Genomic DNA, 17,658 nt, shown 5'->3' with positions numbered 1-17,658 from the left:
CCTATTTTGCCCCATTGGATGGCGAATGAGGGAGGAGTCGAACGGCCGTGCGCGGAGGGCGGGCGGCGGGAGGCGTAGGGTGGCCGTTCGGCCGACTCACGCCCCGGCCGTACCGGCCCGGGCACCCGGGCGTCTCACGGAGTGGGGTTACCACTCGGTAGAGATGACGTATCCGCCCCAGCGGTACACGATGGGAGACGGCGCGACATCCCTGCAGAGCAAGACCGAACAAGCGAAGGAACAGCGTGGCTTCCGGATCCGATCGCAACCCGATCATCATTGGTGGCCTTCCCAGCCAGGTCCCGGACTTCGATCCCGAGGAGACCAAGGAATGGCTCGACTCGCTCGACGCGGCCGTCGACGAGCGGGGCCGGGAACGTGCCCGCTACCTGATGCTCCGCCTCATCGAGCGCGCCCGCGAGAAGCGTGTGGCCGTGCCGGAGATGCGCAGCACGGACTACGTCAACACCATCGCGACCAAGGACGAGCCGTTCTTCCCCGGTAACGAGGAGATCGAGCGCAAGATCCTGAACGCGACCCGCTGGAACGCGGCCGTGATGGTCTCCCGCGCCCAGCGGCCGGGCATCGGGGTGGGCGGCCACATCGCCACCTTCGCCTCCTCCGCCTCCCTGTACGACGTGGGCTTCAACCACTTCTTCCGCGGCAAGGACCGCGGCGACGGCGGGGACCAGGTCTTCTTCCAGGGCCACGCCTCCCCCGGCATCTACGCCCGCGCCTTCCTGCTGGACCGGCTCACCGAGGCCCAGCTCGACGGCTTCCGCCAGGAGAAGTCGAAGTACCCCAACGGTCTGTCCAGCTACCCGCACCCGCGGCTGATGCCGGACTTCTGGGAGTTCCCGACGGTCTCCATGGGCCTCGGCCCGATCAGCGCCATCTACCAGGCGCGGATGAACCGCTACATGGAGGCGCGCGGGATCGCCGACACCTCCAACAGCCACGTGTGGGCCTTCCTCGGCGACGGCGAGATGGACGAGCCGGAATCACTGGGACAGCTCTCCCTGGCCGCCCGCGAGGGCCTGGACAACCTGACCTTCGTCGTCAACTGCAACCTCCAGCGGCTCGACGGCCCGGTGCGCGGCAACGGCAAGGTCATCCAGGAGCTGGAGTCGTACTTCCGCGGCGCCGGCTGGAACGTGATCAAGGTCATCTGGGACCGCTCCTGGGACCCGCTGCTGGCGCAGGACCGCGACGGCGTGCTGGTCAACAAGTTGAACACCACCCCCGACGGCCAGTTCCAGACGTACGCCACCGAGACCGGGGCGTACATCCGCGAGCACTTCTTCGGCGGCGACCACCGGCTGCGGAAGATGGTCGAGAACATGACCGACGAGCAGATCCTGCACCTGGGTCGCGGCGGTCACGACCACCGCAAGGTGTACGCGGCCTACAAGGCGGCCCGCGAGCACAAGGGCCAGCCGACGGTGATCCTGGCGCAGACGGTCAAGGGCTGGACGCTCGGCCCGAACTTCGAGGGCCGCAACGCCACGCACCAGATGAAGAAGCTGACCGTCGAGGACCTCAAGCGCTTCCGGGACCGGCTGCACCTGCCGATCTCCGACAAGGAGCTGGAGTCCGGGCTTCCCCCCTACTACCACCCGGGGCGGGACTCGGAGGAGATCCAGTACATGCACGACCGGCGCCGGGAGCTGGACGGCTACGTGCCCACGCGCGTGAACCGCTCCAAGCCGCTGGTCCTGCCGGGCGACAAGACCTACGCCTCGGTGAAGAAGGGCTCCGGCCAGCAGCAGGTCGCCACCACGATGGCGTTCGTGCGGCTGCTGAAGGACCTGATGCGGGACAAGGAGATCGGCCGGCGGTTCGTGCTGATCGCCCCCGACGAGTACCGCACCTTCGGCATGGACTCCTTCTTCCCGTCGGCCAAGATCTACAACCCGCTGGGCCAGACCTACGAGTCGGTCGACCGCGAGCTGCTGCTGGCGTACAAGGAGTCCCCCAACGGACAGATGCTGCACGACGGCATCTCCGAGGCCGGCTGCACGGCCTCGCTGATCGCCGCGGGCTCGGCCTACGCCACCCACGGCGAGCCGCTGATCCCGGTCTACGTCTTCTACTCGATGTTCGGCTTCCAGCGGACCGGCGACCAGTTCTGGCAGATGGCCGACCAGCTCGCGCGCGGCTTCGTGCTCGGCGCCACCGCCGGCCGCACCACCCTGACGGGTGAGGGGCTGCAGCACGCCGACGGCCACTCGCAGCTGCTGGCCTCGACCAACCCCGCCTGCGTCGCCTACGACCCGGCCTTCGGCTTCGAGATCGCGCACATCGTGCAGGACGGCCTGCGGAGGATGTACGGCGAGAACGCCGAGGACGTCTTCTACTACCTGACCGTCTACAACGAGCCGATCCAGCAGCCGGCCGAGCCCGAGAACGTGGACCGCGAGGGCATCCTCAAGGGCCTGTACCGCTACCGGCAGGGCGAGGCCGGCGAGATCCCGGCGCAGATCCTCGCCTCCGGCGTGGCGGTGCCGTGGGCCCTGCAGGCCCAGCGGATCCTCGCCGAGGAGTGGAACGTCCGGGCGGACGTGTGGTCGGCGACCTCCTGGAACGAGCTGCGCCGCGAGGCCGTCGACGCCGAGGAGCACAACCTGCTGCACCCAGAGGAGGAGCAGCGGGTGCCGTACGTGACCCGCAAGCTGCAGGGCACCGAGGGCCCGGTGCTGGCGGTGTCCGACTGGATGCGCTCGGTGCCGGACCAGATCGCCCGCTGGGTCCCCAACCGCTACCAGTCGCTGGGTGCCGACGGCTTCGGCTTCGCCGACACCCGCGGGGCGGCGCGCCGCTTCTTCCACATCGACGCCGAGTCGATCGTCCTGGGCGTGCTCACCGAGCTGGCCGCGGAGGGGAAGGTGGACCGCTCGGCCCTCAAGCAGGCCATCGACCGCTACCGGCTGCTCGACGTGGCCGCGGCCGACCCCGGCCCGGCGGGCGGCGACGCCTGACGGGCGAACCGGCGCAGGACCCCGGGGGCGGCAGCCCCCGGGCCCTGCACGCCGGCCCTTTCGCAGCTCGGCCCCGGCCGCCCGGCCGGGGCCGAGCTGCGCTCCGCACCCCGCGCGGCCACAGCGCGGTCACATCACCAGGCCCCATGAGCCGGCGGCGGTCAGCAGCCATATCAGCGCCAGGGCGGTGTCCACCGCTCCCAGGACGAGGGCCACCACGGCGGGTACCGGACGGTTGCCGGACCAGCTCCGCCCCATGGCGAGCCAGCCGCAGACCATCGCGATGGGCCCGAGCACGATCCCCATCGCGAAGAACCCGGCGACCGCGCAGACCACGCCGATGACGCCGAACGTCGAGCGCTCGTCCCCGGTGAGATCCCCGCCGCCGCGCCGCTTGCCCTCGAAGTACCGTGCGCCCGTCATATCGCCTCCCGAGGTCGTCGGACCGGGCTGCCGTATCTGATGCCCCGGGTGGCCCATACGATGCTGGGATGGCGGGCAAATCGGAAACCGGGGACAACGCGGCCAAGGAGCGCTGGGAGCGCAGGACGCAGGGCCCACTGCTGGTGACGGCGGTGCTCTTCGCCATCGCCTACGCCGTGCCGATCGTGATGACGGACGCCGACCCGTGGCTTCGGACCGCCTGCCGGTACGTGGAGTGGAGCGTGTGGGCCTTCTTCGCCCTGGACTACGCCGTCCGGCTCCGGTTGGCTCCCAACCGGTGGGCCTTCGTCCGCGAACAGCCGCTCGCGCTCCTGGCCGTGCTGCTGCCCCTGCTCCAGCCCCTGCGGCTGCTGCGCCTGGTCTCCGCCCTGCTGCTGGTCGGGCAGCGTGCCCGGATGACCTCCCAGGTGCGGCTGACCACCTATGTGGCCGGCTCCTGCGCGGGCCTGCTGGTGTTCGGTTCGCTGGCCGTGCTGGAGGTCGAGCGGAACTCGCCGAACGGCACCATCCGGACGCTGGGCGATGCGGTGTGGTGGTCCTTCACCACCATGACGACGGTCGGCTACGGCGATCTGGCACCGACCACCGGACTGGGCCGGGTGCTGGCCATCGGCCTGATGCTCTCGGGCATCGCCCTGCTCGGTGTGGTGACCGCGAACATCGCGGCCTGGTTCATCGCGCGGTTCGACCAGGAGACCTCCGAGGAGCGGCGGCAGACCGCCGCGATCGAGGCGTTGACGGCCGAGGTGCGGGCCCTGCGGGAGGAGGTCGCGGAGCTGCGGGGCGGGAGCGCCGCCCCCGGCGGCCCCGCACCCGGCGGCCCCGCGCCCGGTGCGTCGCCGCACGTCAGCTCTCCCAGATCTTGATCGCCCGCACCCGGTGGCCGGCCTGCGGCGCCCAGGAGCCCGACGGGTAGGTGTCGAACTCGCCCGTCTCGGCGCACTCGGCGCTCTGGTAGGCCGTCACGGGCCTGCCGGTGCGGTTGGCCAGCGAGGCGGCGCCGGTGCCGCCCGGCAGGGGGACGCAGCTCTCGATGTCGGTGTCGGCCAGCTCGCGGGTGTGGCGCGGACCCCGGAAGTCCGTCCGCTCCCACAGGCACAGCTGCCCTGCCGCGCACTCGCCCAGGCGCGGCGCCCGGTCGGCCGCTGCGGCCGCCGGCGGCGGCAGGGCGGTGAGCGCGACGGCGGCCACCGCCGCCAGGGCCGCCGGCAAGGCGGTGCGAAGCCCCAGGGCCCGCCGCACGCGGTGCGGGCGGGGCGGGCGGTGCGCGGTGCGGGCGCGGTGGGTCTCGTGCAGGTGACGCATGCGGGTCGCTCCCCCGTGTCGTGCGTGTCGTGGTCGTCGCGCGGCGGCCGGACGGCGGCCGGGTGGCGACCGGGGACGGCCGCCGCGCAGTGGCCAGCTTCGACACGGAACGGCCGGCCTGCCAAGGGCAGACCGGCCGTTTCACCGGGACGGGTAACGGAGTTGTCCACAACCCGCCGGTCGTCCACAGGCGTGTGCGGGTTCAGATGTGCACCGAGGGTCCCGTGCCATGCTGGCCGCCCTTGGTGAACAGCGCGACGCCCGCGGCCAGGACGGCCACGATGCCCGCGAGGGTGAAGGCCAGGCCCATCCCGGAGAGGAAGGAGTCGTGCACCACCCTGGTCATGGCCTCGGCCGCCTGCTCCGGGGTGCCCCGCGGGGCCGGCGGGGCGAAACCCAGCTCGGCGGCCTCGCCGAGGGCGGCGGCCTGCTCCGGCGGCAGCTGGGGCAGCTGGGCCTCGGCCCACTTGCCGGGCAGGACCTCGTGGACGCGGGAGGCCATCACCGCGCCCAGGACGGCGGTGCCCAGGCTGCCGCCCACCTGCATGGCGGCCTGCTGGAGGCCGCCGGCGACCCCGGCGTGCTCCAGTGGTGCGTTGCCCACGATGACCTCGGTGGCGCCCACCATCACCGGGGCGAGACCGAGGCCGAGCACGGCGAACCACAGCGACATCTCGGCCGTGCCCGTCCCCCGCTCCAGGGTGGACAGGCCGAACATGGCGATCGCGGTGACGACCATCGCGACGACTAGGGGGACGCGCGGGCCGACCCTGGTGATCAGCGCGCCGGCCAGCGGGGAGGAGACGATCATCATCGCGGTCAGCGGCAGCAGGTGCAGCCCGCTGTCCACCGGGCTCATCCCGTGGACGTTCTGGAGGTAGAAGGTGACGAAGAAGATCCCGCCCATGAACCCGAAGGCCATCAGGACCATCAGCACGGTGCCCGCCGACAGCGGGACGGAGCGGAACATCCCCAGGGGCAGCAGGGGCTCGCCGACCCTGGCCTCCCAGGCCACGAAGGCGGCGAAGGCCGCCGCCGCGACCAGCAGGAACAGCCACGTCCCGAGGTCGCCCCAGCCCCACTCGGGGGCCTTGATGATCGCCCACACCAGGCAGAACATCGCGGTGGACAGCAGGACGATGCCGGGGATGTCGAAGGACCGGGGGGCGTTCTCCGGCCGGTGGTCCACCAGGATCGCCAGGCACAGGACGACGGCCAGCACGCCGACCGGCACGTTGATGAAGAAGACCGACTCCCAGCTCACGTGCTCCACCAGGAGCCCGCCGACGATGGGACCGGCCGCGGTGGAGGCGCCGATCACCGCGCCCCAGATGCCGATCGCCATGTTGAGCTTCTCGGCCGGGAAGGTGGCGCGGAGCAGGCCCAGGGCGGCGGGCATCAGCAGGGCGCCGAAGAGTCCCTGGAGCACCCGGAAGGTGATGACCATCGTGACGCCCTCGGACAGGCCGATGGCCGCGGAGGTGGCGGCGAAGCCGACGATGCCCGCGAGGAACGCCTGCCGGTGGCCGAAGCGGTCGCCGAGCTTGCCCGCGGTGATCAGCGCGACGGCCAGGGCGAGCAGGTAGCCGTTGGTTATCCACTGCACGTCCTGGAGCGAGGCGCCCAGGTCCTGCTGGATCGCGGGGTTGGCGATGGCGACGATGGTGCCGTCCAGGGCGACCATCACCACGCCGAGCGCGACGGCGAGCAGTGTCAGCCAGGGATGGCCGCGCAGTCCGGTGCGGGAAGGCGCCGTCTGCGCGGGCTCCGGTCCGGGCCGGCCCGAAGGAGCAGGGGCGGTCTTGGAAGTCATGGCGCGAGCTTAGTGTCAGTCACTGTCACTTTCGGAGTCGTTTATGTGTCGCCCAGTCGTCGCGCCGCTCACGGATAGGGTGTCCGCCACCACAGAGCCGGCAGGAGGTGACGGGTTGACCGGACTGCGCGAGCGCAAGAAGCAGCGCACCCGGGACGCGCTGGTCCGCACCGCCCACGAACTGTTCGTGGACCGGGGGTACGAGCGCACCACGGTCGGTGACATCGCCGGGGCCGTCGACGTCTCCCAGCGGACCTTCTTCCGCTACTTCGCCAACAAGGAGGAGGTCGCCCTCGCCCTCCAGCGGATGGTCCAGGAGCGGTTCCTCACCGCCGTCGAGGAGCGCCCCGCGCACGAGACCCCGCTGCAGCTTTTGGGCCATGCCCTCGGCACCGCGTGGGACGGCATCAGCGACGCCCTCCGGGAGGTCGTCCCGATCGAGCTGTACATACGGATGTGGCAGGTCATCGAGACCACCCCGCCCCTGCTGGCCGCCCGCCTGCGGTACTCCGCGGAGCAGGAGAGCCGGCTCGTCGCCGAGATCGCCCGCCGCGCCGGGGTGGACCCGGACGCCGACCCCCGGCCGCGCGTGCTGGTCGCCGCCTTCTCGGGGGTGATGCAGCTGGCCGGACGGCGCTGGGCGACCGGCCCGGACGCCACCGTCGAGGGCGCCCGCAGGCTCTTCCAGGGGTACCTGGAGCAGTTGGGGCCCGCCCTGGCCGAGGAGTGGGGGCCGCCCCGCGGGAGCGCCGGCGGCGGGGGCGGGGTGCGGGGGTGAAGGGAGGCGCCTCCGCCACCCTTCACCCGTTCAGGTGAGCTCGCACCGCCGAAACGTGAGGTGCCTCACGCAGCGGGCGGGTCCCTCCCCGCTCCTCCCAGGCCGGCGGACCAGTGATCCCGCCCCCTGCCCCGGCATCCCCGTGTGCGGCTTGCCCGACATCGCACCGCACGGCGCGTCCTCCCGCCGGCACCCCCGGCGCACCGGGCGGCGGGGGGGCGCGGGCCCGGACGGGGGTGACGCGCTGCGAGGGCGACCGGACCGAGGACGCGCCGAACCCGGAGTCCGGCTGCCTCGGCCGCGGCACCGACCCCGTCTCCCCGCCTTCGGCGCCCGCCCCCCGGCCACCGGCGGCGCCACCGGCCACGCCGGCTGTTCCGTGCCGGGCGCCCGCCGCCCGGCGAACATGGCGGCCGTGGGGACGGGGGCCCACCACCAGGTGCACGGGGTGTGACGCACGCGGTTCCTCTGGAGGAGGACGGCCGGGCCACCGGCGCATACGATGGCCCCCATGGGTGACGTGCTGGCCGGAATTAACTCCTCCTGGGAGTTCGACACCGACTCCGTCCTCATCCGCTTCGAGCGGGGGATCCGCACGCCGAAGCTGTTCCACGTACTCGGCGAGCGGCGCGTCCCCTACGAGGCCCTGAGCTCGGTCGAGCTGGTCCCCGGCGCCAGGAAGGGCACGGTGGTGCTGCGCGCCGAGCCGCGGCCGGGCGCCGACCCGCTGATGGACGCGGCCGCCGGGCAGCTCCGGGAGACCAGCGACCCCTACCGGCTCGTCCTCCCCGCCGAGCACGAGCCCCTGGCCGCCTCCTGGGTCAGCGAGGTGGCCTCCGTCCTGGGCGCGTCGGCCGCCGAGCCCGCCGAACGCCACCTGGTCGCCGCCCCGGCCGCGCCCCTGCAGTTCAAGGCGTACGACGGCAAGGTCTCCTTCGACGGCCAGACGGTGTCGTTCCGCTGGTTCTGGACGGGGGCGTCCTCGGCGAAGTGGAAGGCCGGCGACCAGACGTTCGCGGTCGGCGAGCTGGAGGACGTCGAGTGGCGTTCGCCCGAGGTGGTGGGCGGCCGCCTCCGGCTGGTCCGCCGCGGTGAGCGGGACCGGCCGTCCGGCGGTCCGCCCGAGCCCGACCAGGACCCGGCCGCCGTCGTCTTCGGCCTCGGTTACGGCCTGGTCCACGAGTCGCTGCCCCTGGCGGCCTCGGTCCTGGAGGCGGTGCGGGCGGCCGGCCCGCCCCCGCGCCCGGACGGGCCCGCGGCGGCGCCCGTCCCCGGTGCCCGGGAGCTGCCCGCGTCGGTCCGGCCCGCTCCCGCCGACATCGCCGACCGCATCCGGCACCTGGGCGAGCTGCACGACGCCGGGCTGCTCACCGACGACGAGTTCAGCTCGAAGAAGGCCGAACTCCTGGCCGAGCTGTGAGCCCCGGCGCCGCCCGGGCGCGTTCCGCGGGAGCGCGGCCGGGAGGCGGGGGGACCGCGCCGCGGCCCGCCGCCCGCCCCCTTACTCCCGTCCGGCCGACGTGAAGCCCATGTCGGCGTAGCGGCCGCCCACCACCTCGGAGGCGATCGGCTCCAGCGCGGCCAGCTCCTCCTCCGTCAGCTCGATCCGCGTGGCGGCGGTGTTCTCCTCGACCCGGCTCCTCCTGCGCGTCCCCGGGATCGGGACGACCTCCAGCCCGTGCACGGACGCCTGCCGGTGCACCCAGGCCAGGGCGATCTGCCCGGGCGTGGCCCCGTGGGCCCGCGCGATGGCGCGCAGCGGCTCCAGGAGGGCGGCGTTGGCCGCCGCGTTCTCACCGGTGAAGCGCGGCATCGTGCGCCGGAAGTCGTCCTCCGTCAGCTCCTTGCCGGCGTCGGTGAAGGCACCGGTGAGGAAGCCGCGCCCGAGGGGCGAGTAGGGCACGAAGGCGACGCCCAGCTCCCGCGCGGCGGGCACGGCGGTGCGCTCCACGTCCCGGCTGAAGACCGACCACTCGGACTGGAGCGCCGCGATCGGGTGCACCGCGTGCGCCGCGCGCAGTTCGTCGCCGGTGACCTCGCTCAGCCCGAGCCACCGCACCTTGCCCTCGGCCACCAGCTCGGCCATGGCGCCGACGGTCTCCTCGATCGGCACGTTCACGTCGCGGCGGTGCATGTAGTACAGGTCGATGGTGTCGACGCCGAGGCGTTCCAGGCTGCCCTCGACGCACTGCCGGAGGTAGGGGGCGTCGTTGCGGATGCCGCGCCTGAGCGGGTCGGCGGGGTCCATGACGATGCCGAACTTGGTGGCCACCACCACCTCGTCCCGGTGCGCCCGCACGAACGGCGCGATGAACCTCTCGTTCTCCCCGAAGCCGTACATGTCGGCGGTGTCGTAGAGGGTGACGCCCAGCTCCAGGGCGCGCTCCAGGGTGGCGCGCGCCTCGTCCGCGTCCGTCGGCCCGTAGGCGAAGCTCATGCCCATGCAGCCCAGGCCCTGGACGCCGACCTCGGGTCCGTCCGCGCCGAGCCGCGCCGTGCCGATCGTTCCGCTTCCGGTCTTCTCCGTGCTCATCGGGTCAGAACCTCTCCGACGCCCGGCGGGCGTCCGCGTAGAATTCGATCTTGAAGTCGAGCACCGCGAGGGTGCTCCGCAGCTCGTCGATCCTGCGCAGCACGTCCTCGCGGGTGGCGCGCAGCAGTTCCTGCCGCTCCTCGAAGGTGTGGTCGCCCTCGCGCACCAGCTCGGCGTAGCGCACCATGTCCGCGACGGGCATCCCGGTCAGGCGCAGCTTGCCGACGAGTGCCAGCCAGTCCAGGTCCCGGTTGGTGAAGCGGCGCTGCCCGGTGTGGGAGCGGTCGATGTGCGGCATCAGGCCGATCCGCTCGTACCAGCGCAGCGTGTGGGCGCTCAGCCCGGTGACGGCGGCGACCTCGCTGATGGTGTAGCGGTCCTGGCCGTCGGGCCGCGGGTGCGCCACCTCGGCCGTGGCGCACGCGTCCAGGTGCGGTTCCCCCGGCGCGCTCCCCGTGTCCTTCTCTTCCCGCTGCCCTTGCTCCGCCTGCGTCTGCATCACGGTCATACCGTGCACGCTACGGAGTTGGAGTGCACTCCAGGCAAGCGTGTTCCGCGGCGGATCCCGCCGCTCCCGCCGGGCTCCCCTCCCCCGGTGCGGGCCCGCCCCGCGGCGGGGCCCCGGCGGGCCGGGGACCCTGCGGCCGCCGCGGGGCCCCGCGTTAGGCTCAGGCCCCATGGAGAGCCTGCGCACGATCGAGAACTGGCCGGCCACGACGGCGGCCGCGGCCGTGGTCCGCGCCGACGGCACGGTGGCCGGGACGCACGGCCCCGTCGACCGCCGCTTCCCGCTGGCCTCGGTCACCAAGCCGCTGGCGGCGTACGCGGCGCTGGTCGCCGTCGAGGAGGGCGCGATCGACCTGGACGAGCCGGCCGGCCCCGAGGGCTCGACCGTGCGGCACCTGCTGGCCCACACCTCCGGCCTGGCCTTCGACGAGCAGCGCACGATGGCCGCCCCGGGCGACCGGCGGATCTACTCCAACACCGGCTTCGAGGTCCTCGGCGACCACATCGCCCGGGCCACCGACATCCCCTTCCCCGAGTACCTGCGGCAGGCCGTCCTGGAGCCGCTGGGCATGACCGGCACCGACCTGCCCGGCTCCCCGGCCAAGGACGCCGTCTCCACCGCGTCCGACCTGGCCCGCTTCGCCGCCGAACTCCAGGCCCCGCGCCTGCTGGACGCGCGCACCGTCGCCTCGGCCACCTCGGTGGCCTTCCCCGGCCTGTCCGGCGTGCTGCCCGGCTACGGCAACCAGCGGCCCAACGACTGGGGCCTGGGCTTCGAGATCCGCGGCGGCAAGTCGCCGCACTGGACGGGGTCCTCCTCCTCGCCGCGCACCTTCGGCCACTTCGGGCAGTCCGGCACGTTCCTGTGGGTGGACCCGGAGGCGGGCGCCGCCTGCGCGGTGCTGACCGACCGGGTCTTCGGCCCCTGGGCGGTCGAGGCCTGGCCGCCCTTCACCGACGCGGTCCTGGCCGAGTTGCGCGGGCGCTGACGGCCCGGGGGGCGAAGGCATGGGCGAACGGCCGCGCGTCCTGGCCGTGCAGCACACCCCGGACGGCGGCCCGGGCCGGTTCGGCACGTGGCTGGCCGAGGGCGGGCTCGCCCTGGACGTCGTCCGCGCCCACGACGGCGAACCGCTGCCCGGCCGGCTCTCCCACCAGGCACTCCTCGTCCTCGGCGGCGGGTACATGCCGGACGACGACGAGCGCGCCCCCTGGCTCGCCCCCACCCGCGATCTGGTGGCCGGAGCGCTGGACGGCGGCGTGCCGGTGTTCGGGATCTGCCTGGGCGGCCAGCTGCTGGCGCTGCTCGCGGGCGGCGCGGTCGCGGCGGGGCACGGCGAGCCGGAGATGGGCAGCACGGCGCTGACGCTCCGGCCGGAGGCGGAGCACGACCCGCTCTTCCACGGGCTGCCGCGCCGCACCACGGCGATCGAGAACCACGTCGACGCCGTCACCGGACTGCCGCCCGGCGCGCGGTGGCTGGCGGAGAGCGAGCGCTGCCCGTACCAGGCCTTCTCCGTCGGCGACCGGGCGTGGGGCACGCAGTTCCACCCCGAGGCCACGGCCGCCCGGGTGCGGGCGTGGGATCCGCGGCGCCTGGTCCGGCACGGCTTCGACCCCGCCGGGACCGTCCGCCGGGCGGAGGCCGACGAGCCCGCCTCGGCCGCGGTCTGGCGCACGGTCGCCCTCCGCTTCGCCGGGCTGGTCCGCGGGCTCTGAGCGGCCGCGGCCCCGCCGGGGCGGTGTCCGCGCCGGGCGGTCCCGCCGTCCCGCCGCCCCGCGCGCCGCGCGCCGCGGCGCACCACCGCCGCGCCCCGGCCCTGTGGAACGGGTTCCAGAACAGGCAAGCGTCCGTTCAAAGAACATTCAAAACCGATAAAAGGACAGAGCCGCAACGCGCTCCGTTGGTCCCTTTTCTTACTCCAGTGCACTTATTTCCGTGGCCTCGACCACATCGGCCTGTTTCGTCCCCGCCTCCACCCCGTGGTAGACGTTCACGACCGACAGCCGTGACCCACCCGCGTCGCGGACGTCGGCGCCAGGCCGGCCGACCGCCGGTACGCGGAACTCCAATCCGGGGGGGACCGGATGAACCGGCCCGAACGCACCGGGCCGGACGCGGAGAAAGGCGTGACACCACCATGACCCCTGAGAAGGTCGCGGGCCGCACCGCCGCCGAGGGCACCGAGCCCCGTCCCGGCGGTCGGACCTCCGAGGAGGGGTACCGAAGAGGGCTCGGCAGCCGCCAGGTCCAGATGATCGCCATCGGCGGCGCCATCGGCGTGGGCCTGTTCATGGGCGCCGGGGCGAACATCGCCAAGGCGGGTCCCAGCATCATCCTCATGTACGCCCTGGCGGGCGTCGTGGTCTTCTTCATCATGCGGGCGCTGGGCGAACTGCTCCTGTACCGGCCCGTCTCCGGAAGCTTCGCGGAGTACGCCCGGGAGTTCCTGGGGCCCTTCTTCGGCTTCGCCACCGGCTGGACGTACTGGCTGATGTGGGTCGTCACCGGCATGGCCGAACTCACCGCCGCCGCGATCTACGTGCACTTCTGGTTCCCGCAGATCCCCCAGTGGGTCAGCGCGCTGACCTTCCTGGTGGTGCTCTTCGGCGTCAACCTGATCTCGGTGAAGATCTTCGGCGAGGTCGAGTTCTGGTTCTCGATGATCAAGGTGACCGCGATCATCGGCATGATCGTCATCGGTCTGGGCGTGCTCACCCTGGGCTTCTCCGACGCCGGCGACACCGCCTCCGCCGGCAACCTCTGGTCCCACGGCGGCGTCTTCCCCGAGGGCGTCGGCTCCAGCCTGATGACCCTCCAGGGCGTCATGTTCGCCTACCTGGCCGTGGAGCTCGTCGGCGTCACCGCGGGCGAGTCCGAGGACCCCGAGAAGACCCTGCCCAAGGCGATCAACACCCTGCCCTGGCGCATCATCATCTTCTACGTCGGCGCCCTGACCGTGATCCTCTCGGTGGTGGAGTGGACCGAGTTCGGCGCCGGGGAGAGCCCCTTCGTCCACGCCTTCGACCGGATCGGCATCCCGCTCGGCGCGGCCGTCGTCAACTTCGTGGTCCTCACCGCCGCGCTGTCGTCCTGCAACTCCGGCATGTACTCCACCGGCCGCATGCTGCGCGGCCTCGCCACCAACGGCGAGGCTCCGGGGTTCCTGGGGAGGCTGAACGCGCGCAGCACCCCGGCCGCGGGCATCGCGCTGTCCGTCGCCCTGATGGGCATCGGCGTGGTCCTCAACCACGTCGTACCGGAGAAGGCGTTCGCCTACGTCACCTCGGTGGCCACCGCCGCGGGCATCTGGACCTGGATGATGATCCTCGTCAGCCACATCCGCTACCGCCGCGCCGTCCTGGCGGACCGCCTGCCGGCCTCGTCCTTCCCGGCGCCCGGCGGCAGCACGTGCAGCTGGATCGCGCTGCTGTTCCTGCTCTTCGTCACCGGGATGATCGCCCTCGACCCCGACGCGCGCGTCTCGCTGTACGTCGGCGCGGGCTGGGCCGCGGTCGTCGCCGCCGGCTGGGCGGTGCTCGGGCGCCGGTCCGCGGCCGGAGGGAGCGGCGGTTCGGACCGCGGCCTCCCGGACGGGGAGGGGGAGCGGCAGCCCGCCTACGCGGGCGACTGACGCCCCCCGCGCGCTCCCGCGGCGGCCGGCCGGTGCTCCGGAGAGCACCGGCCGGCCGCCGTTCCGCCGCCGTACACCGCTCACCGCTGCCGTACGCAGCAGTAGGCGGTCCCCGGTCTTGCCCCTCCGCCGCGTCCGGCGGCTAGCGTCACGCGCGCACGTGACGACCACCGCCCCCCACCGGAGGACGCGCAGACCCATGCGAAGAAGAAGACCGACCCCCCGCACCCCGTTCGGCGCCCCCGCAGCCGGCCTCCCCCACCCCGCGCACCCGGCGGCCTCCCCCGAGCGGCGCCCCTCCCGGCTCTCCCGGCTCTCCGGCCTGGTCTCCGCGGCCGCCGTCGCGGCGACCGTGCTGGCCGCCTCCGTCCTGACCGGTGCCCCGCCCTCCTCCGGGGAGGGACGCGACGGGGCCGCCTCCGACGGCGACCGGACGACCCGGGCGGCCCGGACCGCCGAGGGACCCGGCCGGCACGCACGGCCGTGGGTGCACACCTGGGCCGCGATGCCGCAGCTGACCGAGCCCCACAACATGCCGCCCGCCCCCTTCACCCAGGACGGCCTGGTCCTCGACGACACCACCCTGCGGCAGACCGTCCGCGTCACGGCCGGCGGCGGCACGCTGCGGCTGCGCTTCTCCAACGCCTTCGGCGGCACGGCGCTGCCCGTCACCGCCGCGTCCGTGGCCCTCCCGGCGGACGGGAGGGCCGGCGTCGCCGCGATACGTCCGGGCACGTCCCGCACGCTGACCTTCGGCGGCCGGCCCTCGGCCGTGGTCCCGGCCGGGGCCCAGGTCGTCTCCGACCCGGTGAACCTGAGGGTGGCCCCCGGGTCCAACCTCACCGTGACCGTCTACCTCGCCCAGGGGCAGGCGTCGAACGAGATCACCTCCCACCCCGGCTCCCGCACCACCTCCCACCTGCTGCGCGGCAACCACCTGGAGGCCGCCGACCTGCCGGGGGCCACCCCCACCGACCACTGGTACTTCCTCAGCGGCGTCGAGGTGCGGCCCGACCGGCCCACCACCGCCGTCGCCGTCGTGGGCGACTCCCTGACCGACGGGCGCGGCTCCACCACCAACGGCAACGACCGCTGGCCCGACCAGTGGTTCGACCGCCTCCGGTCCCGCCGCGGCGCCTCCCAGGCGGCCGTGCTGAACCAGGCCGCCGGCGGCAACCGGGTGCTCCACGACGGTCTGGGCCCCAACCTCCTGGCCCGGCTGGACCGCGACGTGCTGGCGCACACCGGCGTCGAGTCGCTGATCGTCTTCGAGGGCGTCAACGACCTCGGCACCGCCGAGGCGACCGAGGCGGCCCAGCAGCAGGTGGTGGACGACCTGATCGCCGCCTACGACCAGATCGTCACCCGCGCCCACGCCCAGGGCATCGAGGTGTACGGCGCCACGCTGACGCCCTTCGGCGGCAACGGGATGTACGACGACCCGGCCGGGCACCGCGAGCGGGCCCGGCAGGCGGTCAACGAGTGGATCCGCACCAGCGGCCGGTTCGACGGCGTCGTCGACTTCGACCGCGCGGTGCGCGACCCGGGCGCCCCCGAGCGGCTCCGGCCGGACGCCCACGACGGGGACTGGCTCCACCTCAACCCGAAGGGGTACGGCCTGCTGGCCGCCGCCGTGCCCGACCGCGTGGCCCGGTAGCCGGTCAGGGCACCAGCGGCCCGTCCAGCACGCGCCGTCCCGCCGCCTCGTCGCCCTCCCACACCGCCGTCCCGCCGACTGCGGGGCGGCGGCCCCACAGCACCAGCAGCAGCTCCCCGGCCGGGGCGGAGAGGGTGGCGACCGGTGCGCCGGGGCCGTAGGTCCACGAGGCGCCGGTGTCCGTGGCGCGCAGCCGCAGGCAGCGGGAGGGCGGGGCGGCGCGGCCCCGCGCGATCTGGCGCGGGGCCATGGTGTCGAACACCTCGGCCACGCCCTCGCAGGCCGGGTCCGCCTCCGGCGGGCGGGCCGCGCCGAGGGCGTTCTCGGCGTCCCAGCGGTGCACCAGGGTCTCCAGGCAGCGGCGGCGGCGCCAGAAGCCGACGGTGTGCGGCGGGTGGAACGTCCAGGCCGGAGCGGACGGATCGGCGCCGAGCGCGTCCAGCAGCACGGCGGACGTCTCCTCGAACCACCGCGCCAGGGCGGCCCGGCCGCGCGGCGCCGCCGGGGGGTCGAGGTCGCCGCGCCGCTCGGTGACGGCCGCGGCCGCCCAGAGGTTGCCCCGGCCCAGGTGCTCGGCGAGGTCGTGCAGCGTCCAGTCGCCGCAGTGCGCCACCGGGGCCGCCGAGTCCCCGTCCAGGCAGGCCCGGAAGGCGTCGAGGTCGCGCCGCAGGTGGTCGAGGAGGGAGTCGGGGTCCACGGCGGGAGCCTAGGGGGTGCTCCACCGCGGGCGCTCCCGGTTTTCCCCGGGGCGGACCGGCTCCCGCCCGCCGCCGGGGCCGGCGCCCCCGCCCTCCGGCGGCGGAGGCCCCCGCGGTGCGCGGGCGCACCGGTACGATCGGATGCATGAACTCCCAGACGAACGTCCTGCGGCTGCCGGTGTGCGCCTGACGGGCGCACACTCCGACGGTCCGGTCTGAAAAAGGCCCGTCCACGGCCCCGGACACCCCGCGGGGTGCCAGGGGCCCGCTGTCGTGCGCCCGTTCTCGGATCCCGTCCACGACGCATTCGACAACGGAAGTCCACGACGTGCAGAACCAGACGACCTCTTCCTCTTCCTCCTCCCCGGCTCCCGCCCGGCGGTCCGGCGCCGGGCCGCGGCCCCCATGGAACCGGCCGGCCGGCGCGCTGAGCGGCCCGCTGCCCATCCTCGTCGCGGCGGTGCTGTGGGGCACCACCGGAACCGCGAGCTCCCTGGCTCCCGCCGGTGCTTCGGCGGCGGCCATCGGCGCCGCCGGCATGGCCCTCGGCGGCCTGCTGCTGTTCCTCACCTCCCGCGGCGCCCGCTCCCTGCCCGCCCGGTGCACCGGCGCCGAACGCCGGCTGCTCGTCCTCGGCGCCCTGGCCACGGCCGGCTATCCGCTCACCTTCTACCCGGCCGTGGCGCGGACGGGCGTGGCCGTGGCCACGGTGATCGCGCTGGGCAGCGCCCCGGTCTTCACCGGTCTGCTCGCCTGGGCCTTCGGGCGGACCCGGCCGACGGCGCGCTGGACCCTCGCCACCCTGGCGGCCGTGCTCGGCTGCGTCCTCCTCGTCCTGGGGCCGCAGTTCGCCGGGGACGCCGGGCGTGTGGACACCCTCGGCGTCCTGCTCGCCGCGCTGGCCGGGCTGTCCTACGCCGTCTACTCGCTCATCGGCGGACGGCTCATCGTGCGGGGGCACGCCTCCGGCGCCGTGATGGGGACGATGTTCGGCGCCGCGGGACTGCTCGTGCTGCCCGTCCTGCTCTCCGCCGACACGCACTGGCTCACCACCGCGCGCGGCGCCGCGGTCGCCGTGCACCTGGCGTTCTTCACCACCTTCCTGGCCTACCGGCTCTTCGGCCACGGGCTGCGCCACACCACCGCCTCGGCGGCGACCACGCTGACGCTGGCCGAGCCCGCCGTCGCCGCCGCGCTGGGCGTGGCCGTCCTCGGTGAACGCCTGCCGGCCGTGGCCTGGTGCGGAATGGCCGTCCTGGCGCTCGGCCTGGCCGTGCTCACCGCGCCCGCGGGCCGCCGGGGCCGGTGAC

15 protein-coding genes are annotated in these 17,658 nt (G+C 74.1%); 9 read left to right on the top strand and 6 right to left on the bottom strand.

The features are described 5' to 3' along the window. Positions 1-245: 245 nt before the first annotated feature. Complete coding sequence (aceE, locus tag ACFSJS_RS01195) at positions 246-2,978, top strand: pyruvate dehydrogenase (acetyl-transferring), homodimeric type (protein ID WP_380895688.1); 2,733 nt, start codon at positions 246-248, stop codon at positions 2,976-2,978. A 129-nt stretch (positions 2,979-3,107) separates the two neighbouring features. On the opposite strand, the gene ACFSJS_RS01190 is transcribed toward aceE, so the two are convergent. Next, positions 3,108-3,401 (bottom strand): small hydrophobic protein, encoded by a 294-nt coding sequence (locus tag ACFSJS_RS01190; RefSeq protein ID WP_380895686.1) that lies wholly within the window; start codon positions 3,399-3,401, stop codon positions 3,108-3,110. A gap of 68 nt (positions 3,402-3,469) precedes the next feature. Here ACFSJS_RS01190 and ACFSJS_RS01185 point away from each other — a divergent pair, with 68 nt between their 5' ends. Beyond that, a complete protein-coding gene (locus ACFSJS_RS01185; RefSeq protein ID WP_380895684.1) occupies positions 3,470-4,288 on the top strand; it encodes a potassium channel family protein in 819 nt (272 codons plus the stop codon). Here the strand turns inward: ACFSJS_RS01185 and ACFSJS_RS01180 are convergent. Further along, complete coding sequence (locus ACFSJS_RS01180) at positions 4,269-4,727, bottom strand: peptidase inhibitor family I36 protein (protein WP_380895682.1); 459 nt, start codon at positions 4,725-4,727, stop codon at positions 4,269-4,271. The two genes, ACFSJS_RS01185 and ACFSJS_RS01180, sit on opposite strands and share 20 nt — an antisense overlap. A 202-nt stretch (positions 4,728-4,929) precedes the next feature. Continuing rightward, positions 4,930-6,540, bottom strand: a complete 1,611-nt coding sequence (locus ACFSJS_RS01175; RefSeq protein ID WP_380895680.1) for an MFS transporter — start codon at positions 6,538-6,540, stop codon at positions 4,930-4,932. A 115-nt stretch (positions 6,541-6,655) separates the two neighbouring features. Between ACFSJS_RS01175 and ACFSJS_RS01170 the strand changes: the two genes are divergently transcribed. Further along, positions 6,656-7,318 carry a TetR/AcrR family transcriptional regulator gene (locus tag ACFSJS_RS01170; RefSeq protein WP_380895678.1) on the top strand — a complete coding sequence of 221 codons (663 nt, stop codon included), beginning with the start codon at positions 6,656-6,658 and terminating at the stop codon, positions 7,316-7,318. Positions 7,319-7,829: 511 nt separating this feature from the next. Continuing rightward, positions 7,830-8,738: a DUF4429 domain-containing protein gene (locus ACFSJS_RS01165; protein WP_380895676.1), complete on the top strand. Its 909-nt coding sequence runs from the start codon at positions 7,830-7,832 to the stop codon at positions 8,736-8,738. Positions 8,739-8,819: 81 nt separating this feature from the next. Here ACFSJS_RS01165 and ACFSJS_RS01160 read toward each other — a convergent pair whose 3' ends face one another. Next, a complete protein-coding gene (locus ACFSJS_RS01160) occupies positions 8,820-9,851 on the bottom strand; it encodes an aldo/keto reductase (RefSeq protein WP_380895674.1) in 1,032 nt (343 codons plus the stop codon). 4 nt (positions 9,852-9,855) lie between these two features. Then, positions 9,856-10,359, bottom strand: coding sequence for a MerR family transcriptional regulator (locus ACFSJS_RS01155; protein ID WP_417822988.1), 504 nt, complete (start codon positions 10,357-10,359; stop codon positions 9,856-9,858). 169 nt (positions 10,360-10,528) lie between these two features. Here ACFSJS_RS01155 and ACFSJS_RS01150 point away from each other — a divergent pair, with 169 nt between their 5' ends. The 4 genes from ACFSJS_RS01150 (at position 10,529) to ACFSJS_RS01135 (ending at position 15,650) form a co-directional block, all read left to right on the top strand. Continuing rightward, positions 10,529-11,347 carry a serine hydrolase domain-containing protein gene (locus ACFSJS_RS01150; RefSeq protein ID WP_380895672.1) on the top strand — a complete coding sequence of 273 codons (819 nt, stop codon included), beginning with the start codon at positions 10,529-10,531 and terminating at the stop codon, positions 11,345-11,347. A gap of 19 nt (positions 11,348-11,366) precedes the next feature. Continuing rightward, a complete protein-coding gene (locus ACFSJS_RS01145) occupies positions 11,367-12,077 on the top strand; it encodes a type 1 glutamine amidotransferase (protein ID WP_380895670.1) in 711 nt (236 codons plus the stop codon). 422 nt (positions 12,078-12,499) lie between these two features. Next, the gene (locus ACFSJS_RS01140; protein ID WP_380895668.1) at positions 12,500-13,993 is read left to right on the top strand and encodes an amino acid permease; all 1,494 of its coding nucleotides are present in this window, start codon (positions 12,500-12,502) and stop codon (positions 13,991-13,993) included. A gap of 199 nt (positions 13,994-14,192) precedes the next feature. Then, on the top strand, positions 14,193-15,650 hold the full coding sequence (locus ACFSJS_RS01135; protein WP_380895666.1) for an SGNH/GDSL hydrolase family protein: 1,458 nt from the start codon (positions 14,193-14,195) through the stop codon (positions 15,648-15,650). A 4-nt stretch (positions 15,651-15,654) separates the two neighbouring features. Here ACFSJS_RS01135 and ACFSJS_RS01130 read toward each other — a convergent pair whose 3' ends face one another. Next, positions 15,655-16,347: a maleylpyruvate isomerase family mycothiol-dependent enzyme gene (locus ACFSJS_RS01130; protein ID WP_380895664.1), complete on the bottom strand. Its 693-nt coding sequence runs from the start codon at positions 16,345-16,347 to the stop codon at positions 15,655-15,657. A 329-nt stretch (positions 16,348-16,676) separates the two neighbouring features. On the opposite strand from ACFSJS_RS01130, the gene ACFSJS_RS01125 reads away from it, so the two are divergent. Beyond that, on the top strand, positions 16,677-17,657 hold the full coding sequence (locus ACFSJS_RS01125) for a DMT family transporter (RefSeq protein WP_380895662.1): 981 nt from the start codon (positions 16,677-16,679) through the stop codon (positions 17,655-17,657). Position 17,658: the final 1 nt, after the last annotated feature.

This window comes from Streptomyces desertarenae (assembly GCF_042681365.1).
Lineage (GTDB): Bacteria > Actinomycetota > Actinomycetes > Streptomycetales > Streptomycetaceae > Streptomyces > Streptomyces desertarenae.
This window is presented reverse-complemented; position numbering and strand designations above follow the sequence as displayed.

What these genes read in the sequence shown, in the direction of transcription:
- ACFSJS_RS01150 (WP_380895672.1), top strand. Translation starts at nt 10,529, where the DNA reads ATGGAGAGCCTGCGCACGATCGAGAACTGGCCGGCCACGACGGCGGCC.
- ACFSJS_RS01175 (WP_380895680.1), bottom strand. Translation starts at nt 6,540, where the DNA reads ATGACTTCCAAGACCGCCCCTGCTCCTTCGGGCCGGCCCGGACCGGAG.
- ACFSJS_RS01140 (WP_380895668.1), top strand. Translation starts at nt 12,500, where the DNA reads ATGACCCCTGAGAAGGTCGCGGGCCGCACCGCCGCCGAGGGCACCGAG.
- ACFSJS_RS01145 (WP_380895670.1), top strand. Translation starts at nt 11,367, where the DNA reads ATGGGCGAACGGCCGCGCGTCCTGGCCGTGCAGCACACCCCGGACGGC.
- ACFSJS_RS01185 (WP_380895684.1), top strand. Translation starts at nt 3,470, where the DNA reads ATGGCGGGCAAATCGGAAACCGGGGACAACGCGGCCAAGGAGCGCTGG.
- ACFSJS_RS01190 (WP_380895686.1), bottom strand. Translation starts at nt 3,401, where the DNA reads ATGACGGGCGCACGGTACTTCGAGGGCAAGCGGCGCGGCGGCGGGGAT.
- ACFSJS_RS01155 (WP_417822988.1), bottom strand. Translation starts at nt 10,359, where the DNA reads ATGACCGTGATGCAGACGCAGGCGGAGCAAGGGCAGCGGGAAGAGAAG.
- ACFSJS_RS01180 (WP_380895682.1), bottom strand. Translation starts at nt 4,727, where the DNA reads ATGCGTCACCTGCACGAGACCCACCGCGCCCGCACCGCGCACCGCCCG.
- ACFSJS_RS01135 (WP_380895666.1), top strand. Translation starts at nt 14,193, where the DNA reads ATGCGAAGAAGAAGACCGACCCCCCGCACCCCGTTCGGCGCCCCCGCA.
- ACFSJS_RS01165 (WP_380895676.1), top strand. Translation starts at nt 7,830, where the DNA reads ATGGGTGACGTGCTGGCCGGAATTAACTCCTCCTGGGAGTTCGACACC.
- ACFSJS_RS01160 (WP_380895674.1), bottom strand. Translation starts at nt 9,851, where the DNA reads ATGAGCACGGAGAAGACCGGAAGCGGAACGATCGGCACGGCGCGGCTC.